The following is a 17487-nucleotide window of genomic DNA, read 5'->3' on the forward strand; positions in this document are numbered from 1 at the left end:
CGATGAAGCGCCGATGTCCTCGCTTCCAAAGGTGCCGTCGTCCCACTCCCACTATCGAGCCGTCATTGCCGGACGTGTTGCGGCCATCCACGACTTGCTGAGCCGTCCGCGACCATGAGCCGATGCCCGAGACGTGGATGCCCGGGACAAGCCCGGGCATGACGGTGGAGGTTTATTCGGAGAAAGGGAACGGGACGAAATCGCCCGCTCTATTCGTCCTTCGCGTCGGCAGCTGCCTTTGCCGCCTCGGCTGCCTTCCGCTGGCGCTCGATCATGCGCACCGAGATGATCGAGAGCTCGTAGAGCAGGATGGCAGGCACCGCGAGCGAGATCTGGCTGATCATGTCCGGCGGCGTCAGCACCGCGGCGATGATGAACGCGACGACGATCGCATAGCGCCGCTTCGACTTCAGCATCTCGCTCGAAACGATGCCGGCGCGGCCGAGCAAGGTCAGGATCACCGGCAGCTGGAACACGGTGCCGAAGGCCAGGATCAGCGTCATGATCAGGCCGAGATACTCATTGACCTTGAACAGCGCCTCGATGGAAGCCTTGCCGTTGCCGCCCGTCTGCTGGAACGACAGGAAGAAATGCAGCGCCAGCGGCAGGATCAGGAAATAGACCAGCGCGGCGCCGAGACAGAACAGGATCGGCGTCGCAATGAGATAGGGGATGAAGGCGTTGCGCTCGTGCTTGTAGAGCCCGGGCGCGGCAAACTTGTAGATCTGCGAGGCGATGACCGGAAATGCGATGAACACGGCGCCGAACAGCGCGAGCTTCATCTGCGTCAGGAAATATTCCTGTGGCGCCGTGTAGATCAGCTTGACGTCCTGCGCCGGGCCGACGGCCCATTCATAGGGAATGACGAGGATGTTGTAGATCGTGCCGGCGAAATAGAAACAGATCAGGAAGGCGACCAGAATGGCGCCGATCGCCCACATCAGCCGCTGCCTGAGTTCGATCAGATGATCGAGCAGCGGCATGCGGCTGGCTTCGATCTCGTCTTCATGCGTCGGCTGGTCGGTCATCAACTGCGCTCTTCAGTCGGCGGCGCGGGCGTCGGCGCGGCGGCGATCTCATTGGCCGGGGCGGCCGGAACCGTCGGCGCCAGCGGCGCATGCACCGGCAGACTGAGCGACGAGGCCATATCGAGTTGCACCGGCTCTGCCGGCGGCGGCGTTGTCGCGACGTCCTGCGGGGCCGGCTTTGCGCGCGGCGCGCGTGGCTTCTTCACGACAGCGACGACTTCGCCTTCTGCAACCACCGCAGCCGCCTTCGGCTTGGCGGCTCGCTTCGGCGAAGCAGGCTGAACCTCGCCCTCGGCGATTTCGGCCTTCGGCTTCCGCTTGCGAGCCCGCTTCTTCTCCGCCGCGGCCGCCTGATCAACCGGAAGCGGATCGGCCGCCGGAACAAGATCTGCGTCGGTCATCGGCTGGGCGAGCTGGTTCATCGGCGGCGGCACCGGCGCGGGTGCCGGCTTCGCCACCGGCTCCGGCTTGGCGAGCGCCGCCTGAATCGGATCGAGTTGCTTGCGGATCTCATTCATCGGATTGAGACCGCGAAGCTCGTTCAGCGAATCCTTGACGCCGTCGAGTTCGGCTTCACGCAGCGCTTCGTTGAACTGGCTCTGGAATTCGCCGGCCGTCTTGCGCAGCTTCGAAACCATGCGACCCGCAGCACGCAACATCGGCGGCAGGTCTTTCGGCCCGACCACCACGATCGCGACGATCGCGATCAGCAGGATTTCGCTCCAGCCTATATCAAACATCGATCAACGCCCGCCGACATGCAAAAAACGCCCCGTCGACGACGCGGCGGTTCCCCATGGCCGGCGGCTCCTCGAATGCTAGCTGGTGCGCGTCTTTTCGTCGGTCGTCGGGGTGACGATGTCGGCGGGCTTGTGGTCGATGTTGCCGGTCGGGCGGACCACGGTCTCGTCTTCATCCGCGAGCCCCTTCTTGAAGCTCTTCACGCCCTTTGCGACGTCGCCCATCATGTCCGAGATCTTGCCCTTGCCGAACAGCAAAAGCACGATCACCAGCACGATCAGCCAATGCCAAATGCTAAGCGAACCCATGAACCCTCTCCAAAGCGCCTTCTGCGGCGCAGCCGGGACGAACTATTGCAGACCCGTCCGGCTGCCGCAACCTGACCTAACCCTATGCGGCATGTAGGGCTATTGTGAGACTTTATCAAACACGAGGACATCGCGTGCCTCGAGCGCGATCGAAACGGTGTCCCCAACGCCATAAGGCAAGGGTCCGCGCGTCCGTACCTTGACCGGAACATCGCTGCCATCGACCGCGACGTCGTAGAGATCGACCTCGCCGAGAAAACGATGGCCGACGACCCGGCCGGGGACACCCTCCCCGCCGAGGCGAACGCCCTGAGGCCGAATGCCGACAGTGACGGCGCTTCCCTCGGACCGCGTGCCGGCATCGACGATTCCCGCCGGCGTTTCGACCCCGCCATGGCTAACAACGCCGTTGAATTCGTTCATTTCCGAGAAGAACCGGGCTGCGTAGAGATCGATAGGACGCTCATAGAGATCGCGCGCCGTGCCGATCTGCAGCAGGCGCCCGGACCGCATCAGCGCGATCCGATCGCTCATCCGCATTGCCTCTTCAGGATCATGCGTGACGATGATGCAGGTCGCCCGAGTCTCCCGAATGATGGCCAGCGTCTCGTCGCGGACATGGTCGCGGAGGCGTTTGTCGAGGCCCGAGAACGGCTCGTCCATCAGCAGGACGCTCGGACGCGGCGCGATGGCGCGGGCGAGCGCGACGCGCTGCTGCTCGCCACCCGATAATTCATGGGGATAGGCGGAGGCGAATCCTTCGAGACCGACACGCGCTAGCGCCCGATGGCCCTGCCGCTCGGCTTCGGCGCGCGGCGTCGACGCCAGCCCGTAGATGACGTTCTTGAGAATCGTCATGTGTGGAAAAAGCGCATAGTCCTGAAACATCAAGCCGATGCCGCGCTTTTCGGGCGGGACATGCGTCTTCGGACCGGCGATTTCGCGGCCATTGATGGTCACGCGGCCGCCCGACGGCATTTCGAGACCTGCCGTCACCCGGAGCAGCGTGGTCTTGCCGCAGCCCGAGCGGCCGAGCAGCGAAACGACCTCGCCAGGCTCGACCAAAAGATCGATGCCGCGCAGTGAAACCTCGCTGCCATAGTGATGCGTGACACCCTCGAAACCGAGCCGCGCGGCGATCGTGACGCCGGCAGTTCCCCGGAGGCCCCATGCGGTGCGTTCGAGCGAAGGGGCGCTCTCCGGCGATTTGGCGACTGTCGATTGGATATTGGCGGTCATGGCTGCGGTTTAGCCCGAAGGCAGCTGGAGGTCGACAGAATTGAAGCGTTCAGTCCTCGCGGAGGCCTGAGGGCAGAAGATCCTCCGGGTCGAGCGGGTCTTCATCCGCGGTCAGGTCGGGCGCGTCGCGGGGCTCGGGCACAGAGAACCCGGGCGGGATGCGGCCGTCCAGCAGACCCGCGCCGCGCAACTCCTCAAGACCCGGCAAATCACCCACGCTTTCGAGACCGAAATGCACGAGGAAGTCTTCGGTCGTTCCATAAGTGATCGGCCGGCCGGGCGTCTTGCGTCGGCCGCGCATGCGCAGCCAGCCGGTTTCCAGCAACACGTCAAGCGTTCCTTTCGAGGTTGAAACGCCGCGGATTTCCTCGATTTCGGCCCGTGTTACCGGCTGGTGATAGGCGATGATCGCCAGCGTCTCCAGCGCCGCGCGCGAGAGCTTCTTCGGCTCCTCCTGCTCGCGCTGCAGCAGGAAGGCGAGATCGCCCGCCGTCCGGAACATCCACTTGCCCGCGACCTGCACGAGATTGACGCCGCGGCCGGAATAGGCGTGCTGCAATTCGCGGATCAGGCTCGCAACATCGCTGCCTTCCGGCAGCCGCGCGGCGATCTCGGAGGCGGAAAGCGGGGCCGCACTGGCGAAGAGAATGGCCTCGACCATGCGGAGCGCCATGCGCTGCGCCTCAGGCGCCAGCGAGGTGATCGCGGCCGGCTCAGGCATCGTCATCCCTCGCCGCGGCATCCCGCAGCATGATCGGCGCGAAGGCCCCGTCCTGGCGCAGCGCGAGCCTGCCTTCGCGCACCAGTTCGAGACTGGCTCCGAACGCACTCGCCCGCACGCTCGGCCGGATTTCGGGCGAAACGAGATAGGGCGACAGGAACACCTCCATCGGCGTCCATTCGGCAATCGAACCGATCATCCGCTCCAGCAATTCGCGCCCTTCGGCAAGCGACCAGACCTGCCGGCGCCGCACATGGACAATCGAAACCATCTGCCGCTGCCGCTGCGCCGCATAGGCCGAGAGCAGATCGAAAAGCGAAGCGGAGTAACGGCTTCGACGCAGCAGTTCGACCGGCTCGGGCGCGCCGCGCGGAAAGACGTCGCGGCCATTGCGGTCGCGGTTGACGAGCCGCGCCGCCGCTTCGCGCATCGCTTCAAGGCGCTGCAGGCGAAAGGCAAGCGCTGCGGCGAGTTCCTGCCCGCTTGGCTCGTCCCCGGCTTGCGGCTCCGGCAAAAGGAGCTTCGATTTCAGGAATGCCAGCCATGCCGCCATCACCAGATAATCGGCGGCAAGCTCCAGCCGCAGCTTCCTGAGCTCCTCGATATAAGCGAGATACTGGTCGGCGAGCGCGAGGATGGAGATGCGCGCGAGATCGACCTTCTGGTTGCGAGCAAGCGCCAGCAAGAGGTCGAGCGGCCCTTCAAAGCCGTCGACATCGACGACGAGCGGCGCATCCGCATCCGCCTTTGGCCGGTCCTGCCGCTCCCAGGCTTCGGACCCGGCCCCCTCGCCGCGCGCCGCCTCCGCCATCGGGCGCTCAGCTCGCGGCCGGCGGCCAGCCGGAACGCTCGGCAAGGATCATGAATTCCGCCTCAGCCGCTTCCCGATCCAACGGATGGGCCGCGGCTCGGTGAGATAGAGCGGCGGCCGCGCGTTCAGCGGAGCGGCCTTGGAGTGTCGGCACAGCGGCGGCCACGGCGCGCATTTCGGTCATGTCGCCATTGCAGTGGAGGACGAGATCGCATCCGGCGTCGATGACCCGCGCCGTGCGCTCGCTGACGTCGCCCCCGAGCGCCTTCATCGAGAGGTCATCGCTCATCAACAGGCCGTCAAAGCCGATCTGACCACGGATGACGCTGTCCACCACCGTGCGCGATGTCGTCGCCGGCTGGTCAGGATCGATCGCCTTGAAAACGATATGCGCCGTCATCGCCATCGGCAGCGCCGCCAGAGCGCGGAACGGCGCAAAATCGGTCTTCTGCAAGGTCGAGAGGCTGGCGGAAACTTCCGGCAGCGCGTGATGGCTGTCGATCACCGCGCGACCATGACCGGGCATATGCTTCATGACCGGAAGGACCCCGCCTGCCATCAGCCCTTCGGCGGCCGCAGCACCCAGGATTGCGACCATGTCGGGATCGTGACCATAGGAACGGTCGCCGATCGCCGGGTGGGTCTCCGCCGTCGCGACATCGAGCACGGGCAAGCAGTCGACCGTGATGCCGAGATCGGCAAGATCCGCCGCGATCAGCCGTCCCTGCAGCCAGGCCATGCGTCGACCTGCGGCTTCGTCGCTCTCATAGAGCGTCCCCGCGAACTGTGCGGCGGGGCGGCTCTTCCAAAGTGGCGGGGCTATGCGCTGAACGCGGCCGCCTTCCTGGTCGATGAGCACCGGCCGATCCGGATCGCCGAGAACGTCACGGAAGGTGGCGACGAGATCGCAGACGTCTTCGGGCGTTCCGATGTTGCGCTTGAAGAGGATGAGGCCCCAGGGCCTCGCCTCGCGGAAGAACGCGATCTCGTCAGCAGTGAGCGCAATGCCGGCACAGCCGGAGATGAAGGCCTTGGCTGTCATTCTGGCGATGCTCGCTCACGCGTTCGACGGACGGCGACTCGTCCGGCCGTCCGATTTCCACTAGCGTTCCGCGCTTCGGCGGCTGAAAGCAAGTCCGGCCGCCCGCTGACCAGAAGCATCAGCACGGGCGGCCGGCCAAGAGATATCAGTTCTTCTGGACGATACAGGTTCCGCCGGCAGCGCGCAGCTGTTCGCAGAAATTGACCGCTTCGTCGCGCGTCGCCATCGGTCCGACGCGGACGCGATAATAGACGCCCTTCGCACCGAGATCGGCCTTGGCGATATCCGGCTCGCGATCGCCCATGAGGCTCGGGAACTTGCGCTGCAGGCTCTTATAGGCCGTCTGGGCGGCACCCTCAGAGCGTTGCGACGAGACCTGAACCACAAACCCTCCGCTCGAAGGCGTCGCGGCAGGCGCCGCAGGCTCGGGCGTAGCCGGAACGGGCGTCGGCGCAGCGGCAACCTCAGGTGCTGCCGCAGCCGGAGCCGAGAGTTGCGAAGCGTCCTTCGCAGGGGCCGCCATGGCGGGAGCCGTGTCATCCGCGGCCGTCGACGGCGCCGTGTCAGCGCCATCTGCGGCAGGCGTCTGCAGCGCGGTCGGCGACGTGGCGCTGGCAGCATCGGTCGATGCCGGCGCATTCGTATTGGCTGCCGGCGTCGCACCACGCGGCGCGGCCTCGCTGGAGACGATCGTGCCATCCGGCTTCACGACGACCGTGCGGACCTTCCGCGGACCTGAATCATCACCGGTATTGGGCACCGTGTTGTCCACGCCGCCCGGAACTGCCGGGCTCGATGACTGGTCGCCAGGGCCGCCTGGAAGGATGATCCGCGAAATCTCGCGGCTCGCCTGGCTCTCGTTCGACTGTGCGGTGGCGTCGGCGGTGCCGTTGTCCGGAATCTGGAGCTGGTCCGGCGATGCTGTGTCGGGATCGGCGCGGTCGTAGATCAGCTTGTTCTGCTGTGTGTCCTGGTTCTGCGTCGGCTGAACCTCCGGCTCGACCTTGGTCGGGCTCTGGTCCGCTGCGATTACTTGCGGTGTGCCGCCGCCGCTGACCGACGATCGACCCTTCAGCGCCAATGCACCAAGCCCGCCTGCAACCAGCACGGCGAGAACAACACCGACGGTGATGAGCGCCTTGCGGGAACGGCGCGGCGGCTCGCCCTCGAAATCGGGCTCATCGAGATAGCCGTTGTCACCGTCCTCATAGTCGGCGCGCAGATCCTCATCATCGATGTAGTCATCGCCGTAGTCGTCGTCATCGCGAAGCGGGGGAGCCGGCTGCGCCGCCGGGCGCCGCTGCATCGTCTCAGAGACGCGGCCGCGGCCGAAATCCGGGGCGGCGACATAGGCTTCGGGCGCGGGGGCTGCCGGAATGGCAGCGCGCGGCGGCGCGATCGGCGCTCCGGGACGCACGGCCATATGGTCGAAATCGTCGGCGCGGGGCGCCGGGTCGGCAGCACGCGACGGCGCCCGGACTGGCTCCGGTGCACGCGGCTGGGACAGCCTTGGGTCCGGCGCACGCGGCTCGGGCGCACGCGGCACCGGCCGTGCGGCTGGATCGAATGAGGAGTGAAGGTCGTTCAATAGCTCCGCCTCGAGGTCGAACGACGTGTCGCGCGGCGGCTGTGCCGAACGCGGCGACGCCTGGCGGGGCGGGTCCTGGGGCTGATAGCGGGAGCCGAGGATCTGGTCGAAACTTTCATTGCCCGAAACAATGCGAGCAAGTTCCACCAGCGGATCGTCCTCGGGAAGATCGGCCGCGTCATCGCGGCGCGGAACCTCACCTGAAGGGCGACGCGCAAAAGACTTGTCGAAGCGATCTGCCATCGCGTTACACTCTCCGCCTGCCCGCTCTCAAGCGGGCCGAAATAACGCTCGTGATAAAGACGCTCAACGCATCTCTTCAGGTGCGCTCACGCCAAGCACATCGAGCCCGGATGACAGCACCTGCTTTATGGCATGAACAAGGGCAAGCCGAGCCATGGTCGATGCTGGCTCATCAGCGTTAATAAAGCGTAATTGCGGCAGATCCTTGCCGCGGTTCCATTGCTGATGGAACTCGGCCGCGAGCTCATAAAGGAAAAAGGCGATGCGGTGCGGCTCATGCGATTCAGCCGCGCCCTCGATGAGGCGCGGATATTCCGCGAGCCGCCGCTGCAGGCTGATTTCACCCTGGTCCTGAAGGACCGAAAGGTCTGTCTCCGCAAGGCTTTGCGCCGAAAGATCGATGCCCGGAAGCTCGATCGCTGCGTTGCGGAGAATCGAGGCCGCGCGGGCGTGGCCATACTGGACGTAGAAGACCGGGTTGTCCTTCGACTGCTCGGTGACCTTCTGGAAATCGAAATCGAGGGGCGCGTCGCTCTTGCGATACAGCATCATGAAGCGGACTGCGTCGCGGCCAACCTCTTCGACCACATCCCGCAGCGTGACGAAATCGCCCGACCGCTTGGACATACGCACCGGCTCACCGGCCCGGAAGAGCTTCACGAGCTGGCAAAGCAGCACTTCGACGCTTACGGTGCCGTTTGAAAGAGCGCGGCCAAGCGCCTGAAGACGCTTCACATAGCCGCCATGGTCGGCGCCGAGGACATAGATCAGGCGCTTGAAGCCGCGGTCGACCTTGTCCTTCATGTAGGCGACGTCGCCGGCAAAATAGGTGTAGCTGCCGTCGGACTTGACCAATGGCCGGTCGATATCGTCGCCGACATCGGTGGCGCGGAACAGCAATTGCTCGCGATCCTCCCAGTCCTCAGGGAGTTGGCCCTTCGGCGGTGGCAGCGTGCCGCGATAGACGAAGCCGCGCTCGGTCAGATCATCGATAGTCGACTTGATCTTGCCGCCATTGTCGCCGCCGAGCGAGGCTTCGGAGAAGAAGACATCGTGGTGGACATTGAGCAGCGCGAGATCATCACGGATCATCGCCATCATCATGTCGATCGCGGTCTGGCGAACCGCTGGAAGCCATTCGGCCTCCGTCTCCGCCAGCAGCGTATCGCCGAAGCGCTCGACGAGCGCGGCACCGACCGGCTTCAGATAGTCGCCCGGATAGAGTCCCTCCGGAATGGCGATCGTCTCGCCCAGCGCCTCGCGGTAGCGCAGGAACGCCGAACGGGCGAGCACGTCGACCTGGCCGCCGGCGTCATTGATGTAGTATTCCTTGGTTACGCCGTAGCCGGCGACGGCAAGCAGGTTGGCGAGCGCATCGCCGACGACAGCCCCACGGCAATGACCGACATGCATCGGGCCGGTGGGGTTGGCCGAGACATATTCGACATTGACGCTGGTGCCGCTGCCGATCGTGCTGCGGCCATAGTCTGGGCCAGCCAGGATGGCGGCCTTCAGCCCGCGGGCGCGGTAGCCTTCCGACAGCGTGATATTGATGAAGCCGGGACCGGCGACCTCCGCCGAGGCGACGTCCTCGTCATCGCGCAGGCGGCCGGCGACGGCCTCGGCGAGATCGCGCGGCTTCAGGCCGAGTGGCTTGGCCAGCACCATGGCGGCATTGGTGGCAAGATCACCATGCGCGGCGTCGCGCGGCGGCTCGACGACGATACGCGAAAGATCCGTGCCCTCATGGCCGCCGGCCGCGAGAATGATCTCGACGGCCGATGTGACGCGCGCGGTGAAGTCGCGGAAGATGTTCATGATCAGACGGATGCCTTCGGCGAAGCTCTAAAGGGATGCTGGCGCCTAGCCCAAATCGGGCCATGCGTCAAACAGGCGCTTGTGCTCCCGCAGCGCATAACGGTCGGTCATGCCCGCCAGGAAGTCGGCAATGCGGCGCGCGCGGCGCGCAGGATCCGCGTCGTCGGGCGACGGCCGCCACTCGTCCGGAAGCGCAGCAGCGTCGCTGAAATAGCGCTCGAACAGTCGCTCAAGGACTGCCTCGGCCGACCGCATGACTGCCATCACGCGATCATGACGATAGACGTTCTGCTTCAAATAGGCTTTCACAGCCCGGTCTGCCGCGGCCATTTCCTCGGAGAAGCCGATCAGTGGACGGCCGAGACAGCGCACGCCGGAGATCGAGCGCGGGTCAGCGGCCACGATGCGCCGAAGTGACTCGCCGATCACGTCCTCGATCATCCGGGTGATGACGCGGCGGACGATCTCATTGATGAGGCGCGGTCCGGTGACGCCCGGATGCGCGCGCTCGATCGCTGCCATGATCTCCGCCAGAAACGGTACTTCGCGCAGCCCATCGACGCTGAGAAGCCCCGCCCGCAGTCCGTCGTCGATGTCGTGCGCGTCATAGGCGATGTCGTCGGCGATCGCCGCTGCCTGCGCCTCGGCGGAGGCGAAGGTCGCAAGTTCGAGGTCCTGCTCGGCTGAATAGGCCCGGATCGCAGCGGGAAGCGTCGCCGCATCCGCCCCTGGCGCCAGCAGCGGGCCATTATGTTTGACGAGGCCCTCCAGCGTCTCGAACGCAAGGTTGAGCCCGTCGAAATCCGGATAGCGGCGCTCGAGTTTAGTGACGACCCGCAGGCTCTGCGCGTTGTGATCGAAACCGCCATAGGGGCTCATGACGCGATCGAGCGCGCGCTCGCCGGCATGGCCGAAGGGCGTATGGCCAAGGTCATGCGACAGCGCCACGGCCTCCGCGAGATCCTCGTCGAGGCGCAGAGCCCGAGCGAGCGCACGAGCGATCTGCGCCACCTCGATCGTGTGGGTCAGCCGGGTGCGGAAATGGTCGCCCTCGTCGTAGAGGAAGACCTGGGTCTTGTTGTTGAGGCGGCGGAAGGCGGTTGAATGGATGATGCGGTCGCGGTCACGCTGGAACGGCGTCCGCGTGGGGCTCGCCGGCTCGGGGTGTAGGCGGCCACGGCTCGCTGTCGGATCGGCGGCGAAAGGCGCCCGCGCCGCGCCGCCAAAGCCGATCAATCCATCGAATTCGTGCTGCACGCTGCCGCCATCCGTCCATTCGGCGCATTGACACTGCCGATCGCGTTCTTAACTATCGCGAAGGGCCTGCCAACGGTAGGCCGGCAACGGAACATCCTCATGACGACTGCAACGCTCGACATCACGCTTTCCGACCGGGCCGCAAAGCGCATTGCCCGCATCCTTTCCAAGGAAGCGGATGGTACGGCGCTGCGCATCAGCGTTTCGGGCGGTGGCTGTTCCGGCTTCCAGTATGGCTTCGATCTCGATACCGCACGAAATCCCGACGATCTCGTCCTTGAAAAGAACGGCGCCACGGTTTTGATTGATTCGGTCTCGATCCCGTTCATGGAGGGATCGGAAATCGATTTCGCCGACGATCTGATCGGGCAGTCGTTCCAGATCAAGAACCCGCTCGCCAGCTCCTCCTGCGGCTGCGGCACCAGCTTCGCTATCTGATTGGCGCTGCGCTCAGGCGCGGTGCACGGCGCAGCCCAGCGCCTCGATTGCCGCTGTCATCTCTTCTGGCACTGATAATTCTGTGACCAGATGGCTGACTGCCGTCATCGGTGCGACCCGGTAGGGCGCAGCGGTCGCCAGCTTGTCGGCGATGGCCGCGACCGCGATCAGGCGGCTGTTGCCGACCATGGCCCGCTTGGCTTCGGCATCATCAGGATCGAACGCCGTCACGCCGGCTGACGCATCGAGCGCGCAAGCGCCGAGAAACATGAGGTCCGCGCCGAGCCTGTCGATCGCCCGAACGGTCTCCGCACCGAGGCAGGCGCCTGTCGACGCATCGAACGCACCGCCCAGCACGATCAGCTTTACGTCCGGATTTTCGGAGAGCACGCTGGCGACGCCCAGCGCGTTGGTGGCGACCGTCAGCGCCATGCCGGCCGGCAGCGCGCGCGCTATGGCGATATTTGTCGAACCCGCATCGATGAAGACGAGTTGGCCCGGCACGAGCAGCTTGACCGCCTCGGCGGCAAGTCGTGCCTTAACCTCAGGCGCGATGGCGGCGCGGACACCGACGGGACCACGATTGGGTGCGGCGGTCACGGCGCCGCCATAGACACGGCGGCAGGCGCCGAGACGCGCCAGCTCGCGCAGATCGCGACGCACGGTATCCTCGGAAACGCCGAAGCGCGCCACGAGATCGGTCGCCAGAACCTGGCCGTGCACCGTCAGCAGGTCACGGATGACCCGGTACCGCTCCTCGGCGAGGATATGTATGTTCACACCCATTCATGCACGTTCTTGCATGGTTGGGCGGGGCATGCAATATCTCGTCTCCCCTCAGGTGCTGCTTCGGCCCGCCTCCCGTCCTCCTTCGATCGAGAATAGCGATGCGCTTCGGCCTGCCGCTCGGACCCCAGCACCGCATTTATGCGGCCTTCGCCGTCTATGCGTTCAGCATGGGCAACATTTTCCCGCGCCTGCCTGACATCAAAGCGGCCATGGGCGTGCAGGAAGGCGCGCTCGGGCTCAGCCTGATCGGGACGCCGCTCGGCACGCTTGTCTCGCTGACTGTGGCGGCGCCCTTCCTGGAGCGCATCGGTTTCCGCCGCGCGCTTCTGCCTCTCATTCCGCTGGTCGCACTTGGCTATGCTCTTGCGAGCCATGCGCCGTCGCCCATCGCTTTCTTCCTGCTGCTGTTCCCGGTCGGCGTGCTGCTCGGCTGCGTCGAGATCATCCTGAATGTCGAGGCCGACCGAACCGAGTTCCTGATCGGGCGGCGCATCATGAACCGCGCGCATTCCTTCTGGAGCATCGGCTTCTTCAGCGCCGGTCTCTTCGGCGGCGTCATTGCCCATCTGGGCATCTCTGTGCAGGTGCATCTCGCGCTGGTCGTGCTGATCTCCATACTCGGGGTCAGCCTCTTCCTTGGCGGATACCAGCCCTCGCCTAAGCGCGAGACGAGCGAGACGGCCACGCCGAAATTCGCGCGGCCGACCGGCGCCATCCTCGTGCTCGTCGCTGTGACGCTATCGGCGATGTTGATGGAGGGCGCCAGCCTCGACTGGTCGGCCATCTATATGCGCAACGTCTTCGAAGCGGGGCCCTTCCTCGCCGCGTTCGCAGTGGCAGTGTTCGCTTTCTGCCAGGCAACGACGCGCTTCTTCGCCGACAGCTTCGTCGATCGACATTCGCCGGCGGCGGTCGCGCGCACGCTGATCGTCGTCATGGCCGTTGGCATAGCACTCGTGTTCTTCTCACCGATGCCAGCGGTGTCGCTTCTTGGGTTTGCGATGCTTGGCGTCGGTTCCGGGACACTGTTCCCGCTCGCCGTATCGGCGGCGGCGCAGCGGACCGATCGACCCGCGGCGATCAATGTCGCCGCGCTAACGCAGATCGCTTTCGTCGTGTTCCTGCTCGGACCACCATTGCTCGGCTTTGTTGCGGAGCATTGGGGCATCCGCTCGGCCTTCGGCCTCGGCCTGCCGCTGGTGGTCGTGAGCTTCCTGACCGCCGGCTCGCTGGGGCGCAAGCCGGCCAAGGCCAGCCTTCCGGGCGAAGGCGACGCCGTCGCCAAGGCCTCGGCTCATCAGGACGCGTTCTGATCGAGCACACCCAATCGGGCGACGTGTCGCGCCAGTAGGCCGCAGGTCGCTCGATCTCAGAAGAAGCGGTCAAGGGCCGCTGTCGCCGCTTCGGATAGACCGACGATTTTGTCGGTTGCCTGGCGATAGAACTTAAACTGCAGTTCAGCCAGCCCTGCGTCGGTGTCTGAGCTCGCGAAGGGTTTCAACTCGGCGCGACCCAAAGGCTTTGTCGCCAGCGATTCGCGGCGAACCCTGACACTGACACGCGGCGTCTGCCGACCTGGCCCTGGCACTCGCGGCAGAGGTTCGACGCCGATCACCCTGCCCCTGGCGAACAGGCCACGGCCACCGTGGTTCTCGCTCGCGAAGATAAAGACCACGTCACCGGCCGCGATCGCCTTGCCGCCATACATCGTCTTTTGCGCCGGAAACTCGAACGTCTCGGCGGCGGCGTCGAGGATTGCGGCCTTGATCGCGAATGCCAAAGGCCGGCGTCCTATTGAAATGACGGCTCGGTAAAGCTGCGCAGCTTGCGCGAATGCAGCCGCTCCGGCGCCATCTCGCGCAGCTTTTCGAGCGCGCGGATGCCGATCTCGAGATGTTGGCCGACCTGCGTCCGGTAGAATTCCGAAGCCATGCCCGGCAGCTTCAGTTCGCCATGCAACGGCTTGTCGGAAACGCAGAGCAGCGTTCCATAAGGAACGCGGAAGCGGAAGCCGTTCGCAGCGATCGTCGCCGATTCCATGTCCAGCGCCACCGCACGCGACTGCGAGAAGCGTTGCACGGGCTCGCGATGGTCGCGCAGTTCCCAGTTCCTGTTGTCGATCGTTGCGACTGTGCCGGTGCGCATGATCCGCTTCAGATCATAGCCCGCCAGTCCCGTCACTTCCTCGACGGCCTCCTCCAGCGCCACCTGCACCTCGGCGAGCGGCGGGATGGGAATCCAGCTTGGGAGATCGGCGTCAAGGACGTGATCCTCGCGGACATAGCCGTGCGCCAGGACATAGTCACCCAGCGCCTGGCTGTTCCTGAGGCCCGCGCAATGGCCGAGCATCAACCAGGCATGCGGCCGCAGCACCGCGACATGATCGGTGATCGTCTTGGCGTTGGACGGGCCAACGCCGATATTGATCATGGTGATGCCGGAGGACGCGCCAAACTTCAGATGATAGGCCGGCATCTGCGGCAGGCGCGGCGGTGCGCGGCCGGAAACCGGCTCCTGATGACCCGCGGGCGTCAGCAGGTTGCCGGGCTCGACAAATGCCGAATAGCCACCGCCGCCCTCGGCCATCAGCTTGCGGGCGCGGACGCAGAATTCGTCGATATAGAACTGGTAGTTCGTGAAGAGGACGAAATTCTGGAAATGCTCGGCGCCTGTCGCCGTGTAGTGCGCCAGGCGGAACAGCGAATAGTCGATGCGCGGCGCGGTGAAAGGCGCAAGCGGCAACGGCGTGCCGGGCACAGGCTCATAGGTGCCATTGACGATCGCATCATCTGTGACGGCGAGATCCGGCACGTCGAAGATGTCGCGCAGCGGCCGCTCGATGCGCTCGGCGAGTTCGCCTTCGACATGGACGCCGTTCGGGAACGCGAAATGCAGCGGTATCGGCAGGTTCGACGGCCCGATCATGACGGGAACGCCGTGATTGCGCAGCAGCAGTCGGATCTGCTCGGTCAAATAGGTACGAAAGAGTTCGGGCTGCGTCACCGTCGTCGCATAATCGCCTGGACCGGAAACATGGCCATAGGCAAGACGGGTATCGACCTTGGCGAAACTCGATGTGCTGATGGCGATCTGCGGGTATGTGGCGCGGACGCGGCCGGGCGGAACATCACCCTTCAGCATGGCGAAGAATCGATCGCGCAGATGCTTCGTGTGGGCGTCGTAGATTTCGATCAGTCGTGCGACGGCCCTGCTGGCGTCGGTGAAAGCTTCGGTTGGAAACGGAGGCGGCAGGTCGAACGGGATCGTCTCGCGCGGATAGTCTCGTGTCATCATGCACCCCTCGATGGGGCGAGACTGTCCGCCAGCCGGCCGGCCCGGTCAAGGCATGCCGGCTGGGACAATTGCGCTCTCTCAGACGAGCTTGGCGTCGAGCGAGATCGGCACGGCTTTCAGTGCCTTGGAGACCGGACAGCCTTCCTTGGTCGCCGCGGCGATCTCGTCGAAAGCTCCCTTGTCGATCCCCGGCACCTTCGCCTCGGTAACGAGCTGGATCGAGGTGATCTCAAAACCGCCGGATACCGGATCGACCTTGACCTTGGCCGTCGTGTGGACGCTGTCGACCGTGTGGCCGGCGCCGCTGAGGCCGGCAGCGAGCGCCATCGAGAAGCAGGCCGCATGCGCCGCGGCGATCAGTTCCTCGGGATTGGTGCCAACGCCGCTCTCGAAGCGGGACGAGAAATTGTACTGGCCCTCAAAGGCGCCGCTTCCGAGCTTCACCGAGCCTTTGCCGGCCTTGAGATCGCCCTTCCATTCGGCGTCCGAAATACGTGTCGGCATTCGTTTCTCCCTTGAACGCGCCGCCGGCAAACCGGCAGATTGCAGATGGAGCCGTTGCGGCTCCGCGCTTCAAGTTAGGGTCGGCAGATCACCGCGCCAAGACGGGGCGCGTCGCTAACGGTAAAAAGGCTGCCCTCAATGGGCGCCGAAAACGTCGTCCCGAGGCCTGGCATACCGAGGCAGGAAGAAGGTCAGGAAGCCGACGATCACCATGGCGGCGGCACCGAAGCCGGTCGACCAGACAAAGGCGCTGACGAAATCCTGCGCGGTGACCGCAAGGCGCCCGAAGAATACGACGCCGGTCAGCGCGATGCCCATCGCGGTGCCGACCTGGCCAACGGCGCTGACGACGCCCGAAGCCGAACCGGCATGACGCACTGGTACGTCGACGAGCACGAAATTGAAAACCGGCGAGACAATCAGCCCCATGCCGATGCCGCCGATGATCAATGTCGGGATCATGTCGATCGGCGTCACGTCATGCCCGAGCCAGTCGGCCGTCAGACCGAGGCCGGCGATGGCGGCGGCGAGCACAAAGCAGCCAACGGTCAGCACTAGGCGCCCGAAGCGTGGCACGAGCAGCGGCCCCGATGCGCCGGCCGCCACTGCCACACCGAGCGAGAACGGAATGCCGGTCAAGCCGGCCTCCAAGACGGAGAAGCCAAGCCCAAGCTGCATGTAAAGCGTCTGGGTCAGGAAGAAACCGCCGACGACGCCGAAGAAACTGCCAGCGATGAGGATACCGACCACGAAGGAGCGGTAGCGGAAGAGATCCGGCACCACCAGCGGCGAGCCATCGATGCGATCCCGTCGACGCTGGCTCCAGGCGAACAGCACGAAGGCGGGAAAGGAGGCCGTGATCATGGCGAAGCCCCAGAGCGGCCAGCCCTGCTCGCGGCCCTGGATGAGCGGAAAGGTCAGGAGGCTCATCGCGAGCAGCGCCAGCACCGTTCCGGTCAGGTCCAGCTTCAGCGGATGCGGCGACTTCGCATTCGGCAGCGCGAACCAGGCCGCAATGAGCGCAAAGATACCGACCGGGACGTTCACCAGAAAGATCATGCGCCAGCCGAGTCCGAACAGGCTACTCGCAACGAGCAGTGCGCCGAGGATCGGTCCAAGCACGCTGGCAAGGCCGGCGATGGCGCCGTAATAGGCCGAGATGTGCTGCCGTTCCTTGGGATCGACATAGAGGATCTGGATCATCGACATGATCTGCGGGACCATGATCGCCGCAGTCGCGCCCTGGAACAGGCGGGCCGCAACTAGTCCATGGCCGGTCGTCGAGAAGCCGCAGACGGCGGAGGCGACCGTGAAGCCCGCCATGCCGATCAGGAACATCGTCTTGTAGCCGTAGATGTCGCCGAGGCGGCCGCCGGGGATCAGGAACAGCGCAAAGGTGAGCGCATAGCCCGCGACGATCCACTGGATGGCGGCGTAATCGGCGCCAATGCCGTTCTGGATCGAGGGTATCGCCACATTGACGATCGTGCCGTCGAGGATATCCATGAAGAACGCGAGGAGGACCACCAGGATCGCAATGCGTCGCGCCATGCCCTTGAGAGGCGGTTCAACGGCGGCATCCGCCACGGCGCTCGTCTGTGCATCCAATGCGTCGTCTCCCCTTCGGCAAACCGGGCCCTCAGCCCCTTGGCCACCGTCGCGCTCC

The 17487-nt window shown here is 65.1% G+C and carries 17 protein-coding genes; 2 read left to right on the top strand and 15 right to left on the bottom strand.

Going from position 1 to position 17487, the window contains the following annotated elements; genetic code table 11:
* Positions 1-209: 209 nt before the first annotated feature.
* The 10 genes from tatC to BUB39_RS15830 all read right to left on the bottom strand — a co-directional run bounded on the left by tatC (position 210) and on the right by BUB39_RS15830 (position 10796).
* A complete protein-coding gene (gene tatC, locus BUB39_RS15785) occupies positions 210-1028 on the bottom strand; it encodes a twin-arginine translocase subunit TatC (protein WP_073055103.1) in 819 nt (272 codons plus the stop codon).
* Complete coding sequence (gene tatB / locus BUB39_RS15790) at positions 1028-1768, bottom strand: Sec-independent protein translocase protein TatB (protein WP_073055105.1); 741 nt, start codon at positions 1766-1768, stop codon at positions 1028-1030. Before tatB ends, tatC begins: the two co-directional genes overlap by 1 nt.
* 78 nt (positions 1769-1846) lie before the next feature.
* On the bottom strand, positions 1847-2077 hold the full coding sequence (locus tag BUB39_RS15795; protein ID WP_073055107.1) for a twin-arginine translocase TatA/TatE family subunit: 231 nt from the start codon (positions 2075-2077) through the stop codon (positions 1847-1849).
* 99 nt (positions 2078-2176) lie between these two features.
* Complete coding sequence (locus BUB39_RS15800) at positions 2177-3316, bottom strand: ABC transporter ATP-binding protein (protein ID WP_084527465.1); 1140 nt, start codon at positions 3314-3316, stop codon at positions 2177-2179.
* 49 nt (positions 3317-3365) lie between these two features.
* Positions 3366-4037, bottom strand: coding sequence for an SMC-Scp complex subunit ScpB (gene scpB / locus BUB39_RS15805; protein ID WP_244540268.1), 672 nt, complete (start codon positions 4035-4037; stop codon positions 3366-3368).
* The gene (locus tag BUB39_RS15810; protein ID WP_073055119.1) at positions 4030-4848 is read right to left on the bottom strand and encodes a segregation and condensation protein A; all 819 of its coding nucleotides are present in this window, start codon (positions 4846-4848) and stop codon (positions 4030-4032) included. Before BUB39_RS15810 ends, scpB begins: the two co-directional genes overlap by 8 nt.
* A 7-nt stretch (positions 4849-4855) precedes the next feature.
* Complete coding sequence (gene nagZ / locus BUB39_RS15815; RefSeq protein WP_073055121.1) at positions 4856-5890, bottom strand: beta-N-acetylhexosaminidase; 1035 nt, start codon at positions 5888-5890, stop codon at positions 4856-4858.
* Positions 5891-6035: 145 nt separating this feature from the next.
* Entirely contained in the window at positions 6036-7721 is a 1686-nt protein-coding gene (locus BUB39_RS15820) for an SPOR domain-containing protein (RefSeq protein WP_073055123.1), read from the bottom strand.
* 63 nt (positions 7722-7784) lie between these two features.
* Entirely contained in the window at positions 7785-9539 is a 1755-nt protein-coding gene (gene argS, locus BUB39_RS15825) for an arginine--tRNA ligase (protein ID WP_073055125.1), read from the bottom strand.
* 45 nt (positions 9540-9584) lie between these two features.
* Positions 9585-10796 (bottom strand): deoxyguanosinetriphosphate triphosphohydrolase, encoded by a 1212-nt coding sequence (locus tag BUB39_RS15830; RefSeq protein ID WP_073055127.1) that lies wholly within the window; start codon positions 10794-10796, stop codon positions 9585-9587.
* A gap of 99 nt (positions 10797-10895) precedes the next feature.
* On the opposite strand from BUB39_RS15830, the gene erpA reads away from it, so the two are divergent.
* Positions 10896-11234, top strand: coding sequence for an iron-sulfur cluster insertion protein ErpA (gene erpA, locus BUB39_RS15835; protein WP_073055129.1), 339 nt, complete (start codon positions 10896-10898; stop codon positions 11232-11234).
* A gap of 12 nt (positions 11235-11246) precedes the next feature.
* Here the strand turns inward: erpA and BUB39_RS15840 are convergent, their stop codons facing one another.
* Positions 11247-12020 (bottom strand): DeoR/GlpR family DNA-binding transcription regulator, encoded by a 774-nt coding sequence (locus tag BUB39_RS15840; RefSeq protein WP_244540269.1) that lies wholly within the window; start codon positions 12018-12020, stop codon positions 11247-11249.
* A 101-nt stretch (positions 12021-12121) separates the two neighbouring features.
* Here BUB39_RS15840 and BUB39_RS15845 point away from each other — a divergent pair, with 101 nt between their 5' ends.
* Entirely contained in the window at positions 12122-13336 is a 1215-nt protein-coding gene (locus BUB39_RS15845; RefSeq protein WP_073055131.1) for an MFS transporter, read from the top strand.
* Between the two features lie 56 nt (positions 13337-13392).
* Here BUB39_RS15845 and BUB39_RS15850 read toward each other — a convergent pair whose 3' ends face one another.
* The 4 genes from BUB39_RS15850 to BUB39_RS15865 form a co-directional block, all read right to left on the bottom strand.
* Positions 13393-13803 (bottom strand): hypothetical protein, encoded by a 411-nt coding sequence (locus BUB39_RS15850; RefSeq protein ID WP_073055133.1) that lies wholly within the window; start codon positions 13801-13803, stop codon positions 13393-13395.
* Positions 13804-13814: 11 nt separating this feature from the next.
* Positions 13815-15317, bottom strand: coding sequence for an AMP nucleosidase (locus tag BUB39_RS15855; RefSeq protein ID WP_139251497.1), 1503 nt, complete (start codon positions 15315-15317; stop codon positions 13815-13817).
* 78 nt (positions 15318-15395) lie between these two features.
* Positions 15396-15821: an OsmC family protein gene (locus tag BUB39_RS15860; protein ID WP_073055135.1), complete on the bottom strand. Its 426-nt coding sequence runs from the start codon at positions 15819-15821 to the stop codon at positions 15396-15398.
* A gap of 135 nt (positions 15822-15956) precedes the next feature.
* Positions 15957-17429 carry an MFS transporter gene (locus BUB39_RS15865; RefSeq protein ID WP_210187087.1) on the bottom strand — a complete coding sequence of 491 codons (1473 nt, stop codon included), beginning with the start codon at positions 17427-17429 and terminating at the stop codon, positions 15957-15959.
* Positions 17430-17487: the final 58 nt, after the last annotated feature.

Source organism: Kaistia soli DSM 19436, assembly GCF_900129325.1.
GTDB classification, from domain to species: Bacteria; Pseudomonadota; Alphaproteobacteria; order Rhizobiales; family Kaistiaceae; genus Kaistia; species Kaistia soli.

What these genes read in the sequence shown, in the direction of transcription:
- nagZ (WP_073055121.1), bottom strand. Translation starts at nt 5,890, where the DNA reads ATGACAGCCAAGGCCTTCATCTCCGGCTGTGCCGGCATTGCGCTCACT.
- BUB39_RS15855 (WP_139251497.1), bottom strand. Translation starts at nt 15,317, where the DNA reads ATGATGACACGAGACTATCCGCGCGAGACGATCCCGTTCGACCTGCCG.
- BUB39_RS15860 (WP_073055135.1), bottom strand. Translation starts at nt 15,821, where the DNA reads ATGCCGACACGTATTTCGGACGCCGAATGGAAGGGCGATCTCAAGGCC.
- BUB39_RS15800 (WP_084527465.1), bottom strand. Translation starts at nt 3,316, where the DNA reads ATGACCGCCAATATCCAATCGACAGTCGCCAAATCGCCGGAGAGCGCC.
- BUB39_RS15845 (WP_073055131.1), top strand. Translation starts at nt 12,122, where the DNA reads ATGCGCTTCGGCCTGCCGCTCGGACCCCAGCACCGCATTTATGCGGCC.
- erpA (WP_073055129.1), top strand. Translation starts at nt 10,896, where the DNA reads ATGACGACTGCAACGCTCGACATCACGCTTTCCGACCGGGCCGCAAAG.
- scpB (WP_244540268.1), bottom strand. Translation starts at nt 4,037, where the DNA reads ATGCCTGAGCCGGCCGCGATCACCTCGCTGGCGCCTGAGGCGCAGCGC.
- BUB39_RS15840 (WP_244540269.1), bottom strand. Translation starts at nt 12,020, where the DNA reads ATGGGTGTGAACATACATATCCTCGCCGAGGAGCGGTACCGGGTCATC.
- BUB39_RS15795 (WP_073055107.1), bottom strand. Translation starts at nt 2,077, where the DNA reads ATGGGTTCGCTTAGCATTTGGCATTGGCTGATCGTGCTGGTGATCGTG.
- tatB (WP_073055105.1), bottom strand. Translation starts at nt 1,768, where the DNA reads ATGTTTGATATAGGCTGGAGCGAAATCCTGCTGATCGCGATCGTCGCG.
- BUB39_RS15820 (WP_073055123.1), bottom strand. Translation starts at nt 7,721, where the DNA reads ATGGCAGATCGCTTCGACAAGTCTTTTGCGCGTCGCCCTTCAGGTGAG.
- argS (WP_073055125.1), bottom strand. Translation starts at nt 9,539, where the DNA reads ATGAACATCTTCCGCGACTTCACCGCGCGCGTCACATCGGCCGTCGAG.
- tatC (WP_073055103.1), bottom strand. Translation starts at nt 1,028, where the DNA reads ATGACCGACCAGCCGACGCATGAAGACGAGATCGAAGCCAGCCGCATG.
- BUB39_RS15810 (WP_073055119.1), bottom strand. Translation starts at nt 4,848, where the DNA reads ATGGCGGAGGCGGCGCGCGGCGAGGGGGCCGGGTCCGAAGCCTGGGAG.